Source organism: Methylophilus sp. (assembly GCF_035460085.1).
Classification (GTDB): Bacteria; Pseudomonadota; Gammaproteobacteria; order Burkholderiales; family Methylophilaceae; genus Methylophilus.
The window spans coordinates 1-5,157 of sequence record NZ_DATHWZ010000094.1; the positions used below are offsets into that span (position 1 = coordinate 1).

General features: G+C 47.2%; 7 protein-coding genes. 6 read left to right on the forward strand and 1 reads right to left on the reverse strand.

Annotation, left to right across the window (positions count from 1 at the left end):
- The 6 genes from VK958_RS13290 to VK958_RS13315 form a co-directional block, all read left to right on the forward strand.
- On the forward strand, nt 1–516 hold a 516-nt coding region (locus tag VK958_RS13290; protein ID WP_325242144.1), incomplete at its 5' end, for an acyl-CoA dehydrogenase family protein.
- Nucleotides 517–536: 20 nt separating this feature from the next.
- Complete coding sequence (locus tag VK958_RS13295) at nt 537–1,397, forward strand: amidohydrolase family protein (protein ID WP_325242146.1); 861 nt, start codon at nt 537–539, stop codon at nt 1,395–1,397.
- 15 nt (nt 1,398–1,412) lie between these two features.
- Nucleotides 1,413–2,123 carry a 3,4-dihydroxy-2-butanone-4-phosphate synthase gene (gene ribB / locus VK958_RS13300; protein WP_325242148.1) on the forward strand — a complete coding sequence of 237 codons (711 nt, stop codon included), beginning with the start codon at nt 1,413–1,415 and terminating at the stop codon, nt 2,121–2,123.
- Nucleotides 2,124–2,769: 646 nt separating this feature from the next.
- Nucleotides 2,770–3,309: a hypothetical protein gene (locus VK958_RS13305; protein WP_325242150.1), complete on the forward strand. Its 540-nt coding sequence runs from the start codon at nt 2,770–2,772 to the stop codon at nt 3,307–3,309.
- Nucleotides 3,310–3,526: 217 nt separating this feature from the next.
- The gene (locus VK958_RS13310; protein ID WP_325242152.1) at nt 3,527–3,901 is read left to right on the forward strand and encodes a hypothetical protein; all 375 of its coding nucleotides are present in this window, start codon (nt 3,527–3,529) and stop codon (nt 3,899–3,901) included.
- Nucleotides 3,902–3,977: 76 nt separating this feature from the next.
- Nucleotides 3,978–4,307, forward strand: a complete 330-nt coding sequence (locus tag VK958_RS13315) for a hypothetical protein (protein WP_325242154.1) — start codon at nt 3,978–3,980, stop codon at nt 4,305–4,307.
- 63 nt (nt 4,308–4,370) lie between these two features.
- Here the strand turns inward: VK958_RS13315 and VK958_RS13320 are convergent.
- Nucleotides 4,371–5,157 (reverse strand): SfnB family sulfur acquisition oxidoreductase (locus VK958_RS13320; RefSeq protein ID WP_325242156.1); only part of this gene is annotated, 787 nt, incomplete at its 5' end.

The window sequence follows — 5,157 nt, forward strand, 5'->3', positions numbered from 1 at the left end:
GCCAGCCTGCGTTCGCTGGTCGCGCAATTGATATTCACCAATATCTACATTGGTATTGCCGAAGGCGCGCTGGAAGAAGGCGTCAAGTACACCAGCAGCAACAGCCGCGTCTGGTCTGGCTCGCTGGCGCAAACCATACACGAAGATCCTTTCACTCTGCTGCATTACGGCGAATTCTGGGCCGGTCTGCATGCCTCTGCCATCCTTGCTGATCACGCAGCCACTTTGCTGGATCAGGCCTGGGAAAAAGACCTTTCGTTAGACGAGGAAACCAGAGGTGAACTGGCGCTGGCGGTGTTCTCAGCCAAGGTAAACGCCACTAAATCTGGCCTGGATGTAACGACACGCATATTCGAAGTCGCCGGTGCAAGGGCCACCACCGCCAAACTGCGTATGGACAGGTATTGGCGCAATTTGCGGGTATACACCCTGCATGACCCGGTGGATTACAAACTGAAAGACCTGGGTGACTGGGCACTGAACGGCAGCTATCCCACCCCGAGTTTTTACGCTTAACACTTGATTGAATTGATTTTATGAAACAAAAAATAATTGATATGCGTAACCGTCCTGCTTTTTTGCATGACTTTTTTGGCGCAACCCCAAGCACACCCTCGTATGAAACCGCAAAGTGGTTAAACCAGCGCGTAGGCTCAAAGGAACCTGAACATTTCCGGCGCTCTTATACAGTTGAAGGATACCTGCAGGAAATTGATGATGCGGGTATTGATTTTGCCGTGGTGGTTGGTCGTGAAACGCCCGATCTGACCATAGACGACAATCAGGTCGCTCAACTAGTCAAACAAAGCCCGAAGCTGGTCGGGCTTGGATCGATAGATATAGAAACACGCGGTGTTGAAAGTGCATTGGCAGCGATTGATCAGGCGATCAATCAACACCAGTTCAAGGCGATCAATATTGAACCAGGTTTCGGCAAGCCTGCACGTTATGTAGATGACCCGATATTTGATCCGGTTTATCAGGCATGCCAGCACCACAAGGTGCCGGTGTGCGTGATGTCAGGGCCTACCACGCCAGACCTGGATTATGCGCACCCGAATGCGGTCGCCAGGCTAGCCAGGAAATACCCGGATTTAAACATCATTTGTTTCCACGGCTATTACCCGTTTGTGAACGAAATCGTTGGTGCTGCCTTCCGCTACCCCAACTTATACCTGGTACCAGATATGTATATCTTCCAGCCTGGTGCAGAACTCTATGTGCAGGCCGCCAACAAGTTTTTGGGCGACCAGCTGTTGTTTGGCACTTCTTATCCGTTCCGGCCTATGCAGCAAACGATAGATGATTTCATTCAACTGGGTTTCAGGGATGAAGTACTGGAAAAAGTGTTTTACGGCAATGCAGCAAGGTTATTGAACCTGGGCGAAAAAGAATAAGGAGTGGTTTTTAAAATGCAAAATAATACCGAGAAGTTCGATGCTGTCAGCGAGGCAATTGAAGCCATTGCCAATGGAGAATTCGTGATTGTGGTTGACGATACTGACCGTGAGAATGAAGGTGACTTGATCATCGCCGCCGAAAAAATCACTACTGAAAAAATGGCTTTTTTGGTGAGGCATACGAGTGGCCTAGTGTGCGTCGCCATGGGCGAAGAGCGACTGCGTGAACTGCAACTTCCGCAGATGGTTACGCAAAACAGCGACCCTTTTCGTACCGCATTCACTGTCAGTGTGGATTACAAACATGGGACAACGAGCGGCATATCTGCAGCCGAACGCGCATTAACTCTGCGCAAACTGGCTGACCCAAGCACACGCGCCAGCGACTTTCTGCGCCCCGGCCATATATTCCCCCTCCGCGCCAGGTTAGGTGGCGTTTTGGAACGCCCCGGCCACACCGAAGCCGCTTATGATCTGGCTGCAATGGCAGGTCTCAGTCCCGCGGGTGTGCTATGCGAAATCGTCAATGAAGATGGCAGCATGGCGAGACGCCCTGACTTGTTGCGCTTTGCCAAAAAACACGGCTTGAAAGCCATTACCATTGCAGATCTAAAAGCCTATCGCGCACAACATCTGCCTTTTGATTTTAAACAGTATGGCACAGCCGACACCTCGCAAAACTCAACAAGATTGCTCGATGCTGCTATGAAGTATCTTGATTAATATCACTTTTCGATACAAACAAGCCTTCTTGCAGCGGGCTTGTTTATTGATACTAAGTATCGATTGAGCGCTGATGTCAGACTTAGTGTGATCGATTTAGTGACGTATTTGCATAATTGATTTAGGATGCCCTAATAATACACAAGTGATTCAATACGCATCATAGAATGCGTCATTTGTTAACCACAAAAGCATCAATGGCGTAGAGTTTTGCGTCATTTAGGATACCTACTTTAGTTACCACCTATGAGTACTATTACCGACCATCATCATTCTTTTTTGCAAAGTACATGGCCCTTCAAAGACCCACAGAATTCATCGGGGTTTACTACAGTTCGCCTATGGGCTGATAAATTACCAATTTTGCGAGCATTTCATTGCCCTAATGGTGACTGGCAGTTCTTTGATGGTGACATTAAGGAGGGTGACGAGTGCTTAATGGTATGCCTTGGTTGCATTTACGAAAGTGACAGATCAATTGGTATTCTCGGCACGCTTCCACGTGGGTGGTTTGCAACCCGCGAAGCCATCGGCAGTTCTTGGCAGTGTGAGCCGTATGATGAAAATCAGTAGGTCTGTATGCCTAATATCTATCAAGCGGGACAGTGTGCCGATGTGCATCGCTCCTTAGTTAGACATTAGAAACATGACACCACAAGAGCGTATGGACGCCGCTTTCGACAACTACTTCGCTTTGTCGAACGAGTTGCGCGGGGACTTGATTGCTTTACTTGATAGTGAATCCGACACACAGCATTGGCGACGTAACTACGTCCGTGTGAGCGCATCGCTTATTGAAGGCTATGCACATTGTTTTAGGGAAATGTGTGCCGTTAGTTTCGAATGTGTTTCGCCTGAACTCAGCACTAAAGAAAAACAAGCTTTGCTTTCCGAAAAAGGTATAAGTGCTAATGAACGAATCAAACGGACTTTAAAGGTAGCGTATAAGCTGTTTGAACTTCAGCCTGCACCTAATTTTGGTGGTCCAGAGTGGCAAAAAGCACAACGTGTTCTCGAAAAGCGCCACTTACTTATGCATCCTAAGACACCCACTGATCTCTTTGTTTCAGATGCACTGTGGAGTGAATTAAGAGAGGATGTCACTTGGCTTGTTGAGCACCTGTTCAGGTTCGTTGCGGCACTCCAGGCGAAATTCGGAGTCAACCCATCGTTAAAGCGGGGCTAGCTACAGCCAGCTCCTTTATTAAGACGTTAGACTGATTTTCTTTTTCACATTCAATATTTGTAATAGGGTGCATACCACAATATTCAAGCGGGGCGCCCTTACTCAAAAGTTAGGCAAATTAGGGGGTTCAGTTTTGACAATTCCAAGCAAAATAAAAATTAAAAGAATCCCAGATTACTACACAAAAACAATTGGCAAATACGCACATGGCCAATTCATGGCTTTAATTACCGCGACGTTACCTATTCCAATACCTAAAAACTGGGAAGAACATAAGCGCTGGTATGCTGTGTTACACACGTTCACACCAGATGGTAGACACTTGAAAACAGATGCTATATTTACGGGAACAGAGTCCGCTGGTGAGCTTATCTATTTGACTCGCGCTAGAAAGATACGTGATGAGATGGTGAGTGCTCTTAAAGATCATCATTTTTGTGATGTCCAAATAGAACTGTTTTCTGTACAAGTTGACGGATTTACCTTTGGTCTCGTAGACGCATCTAAACCAGAAGATAATTATGAAAGCGTGCACCTCCTACCAAATGACTTTGCATTCTTCAAGCCTTGGGATGGTAGCTTTGACGTGTAGCTATAGCATGCCTAACTCGTTATTCAAAAGGCATTGGCTAAAGCCAGCCTCTTATTTCAAACGTTAGGTGTTGTGTGTGGGTACCATATTGACAACAAGCTTGATTATCGTGGCATTCATCGCTTTTTTTACTTGGGCTGGGATGAAAGCCAAATCTCAGCACGCAAGCTTCGATAAATCGGATGTTATTTCAGCTCTCAATAACTTAATTTCTGATGAATCCACTGATCATGATGAATTTGATATGTTTATCTCTTGGCCAATTAATGATCCATATTTGGAGTCTATTCGCCAAAAGGTAATAAAAATTACCAGTAAATATTCAAAATCAGTCAATCGCGATATCAGCATTGAGGGTGTAAATGAAATCAAATGTTTAATTTATGAAATACAAAATCACATCTGACTTATTATCAAAATAAACCCGCCAATCGGCGGGTTTATTTTGCAGCTTTTAAATACTTCCTGATTAAATCCACGGATGGCGGGGCGGTTTCACCTTGTTCAGGCTGTAATTGCCCACTGCATGGTATTTCCAGCGCACCGGGTCATGCAGCGTATGGGTGCGGGCATTGCGCCAATGTCTATCCAGGTTATATTCACCCAGGGTAGAGCGCGTGCCAGCCAGTTCAAACAATTTGCTACCCGCCAGTAAGGCGGTTTCAGTACTGAGTACTTTGGCTTCTGCCACCGCAATTGAAGCTTCTGCCACCGTTTCTTCATTCGGGTTGCGCTGCGCTTCATCAATATATTCCCCGGCGCGCGCCAATAAAGCCTCAGTCGCATGGATACGGATTTGCAGGTCGCCGATATCCTTGATGGTATGCGGATCTTCGTAGCCATGTTCCAGCTCGGTATCTATCCATGGGCGGGTGTAATTGCGCACAAAATGCAACGTATCTTTAAATGCCGCACGGGCAATGCCGGTATCCACCGCGGCCTGGATGATCTGTGCTACCGGGCCCATGGCGGTTGGGCGGTCAAACGCCAGGTGATGTGGCACCACGTGTTCGCTAGGGACAAAAATATTGTCAAGGATAGTGGTGCCGCTGGCAGTAGTGCGCTGGCCAAAGCTGGACCAGTCATCAATAATGGTCAGGCCTTCAGCGCCAGCCGGGACAAACGCCACCACGGTGTTATCGTTCTCGTCTTTTGCCACCACTGGCACCCAATCCGCCAGCAATGCGCCTGACGAGTAGAATTTTTTGCCATTCAGGAAATAACCGCTGTTGGCGGGGGTCAGCCTGGTTTTAACA

Bases quoted from the DNA above. Each gene is read 5' to 3' on its own strand.
- VK958_RS13295 (WP_325242146.1), top strand. From the start codon at position 537: ATGAAACAAAAAATAATTGATATGCGTAACCGTCCTGCTTTTTTGCAT.
- ribB (WP_325242148.1), top strand. From the start codon at position 1,413: ATGCAAAATAATACCGAGAAGTTCGATGCTGTCAGCGAGGCAATTGAA.
- VK958_RS13305 (WP_325242150.1), top strand. From the start codon at position 2,770: ATGACACCACAAGAGCGTATGGACGCCGCTTTCGACAACTACTTCGCT.
- VK958_RS13310 (WP_325242152.1), top strand. From the start codon at position 3,527: ATGGCTTTAATTACCGCGACGTTACCTATTCCAATACCTAAAAACTGG.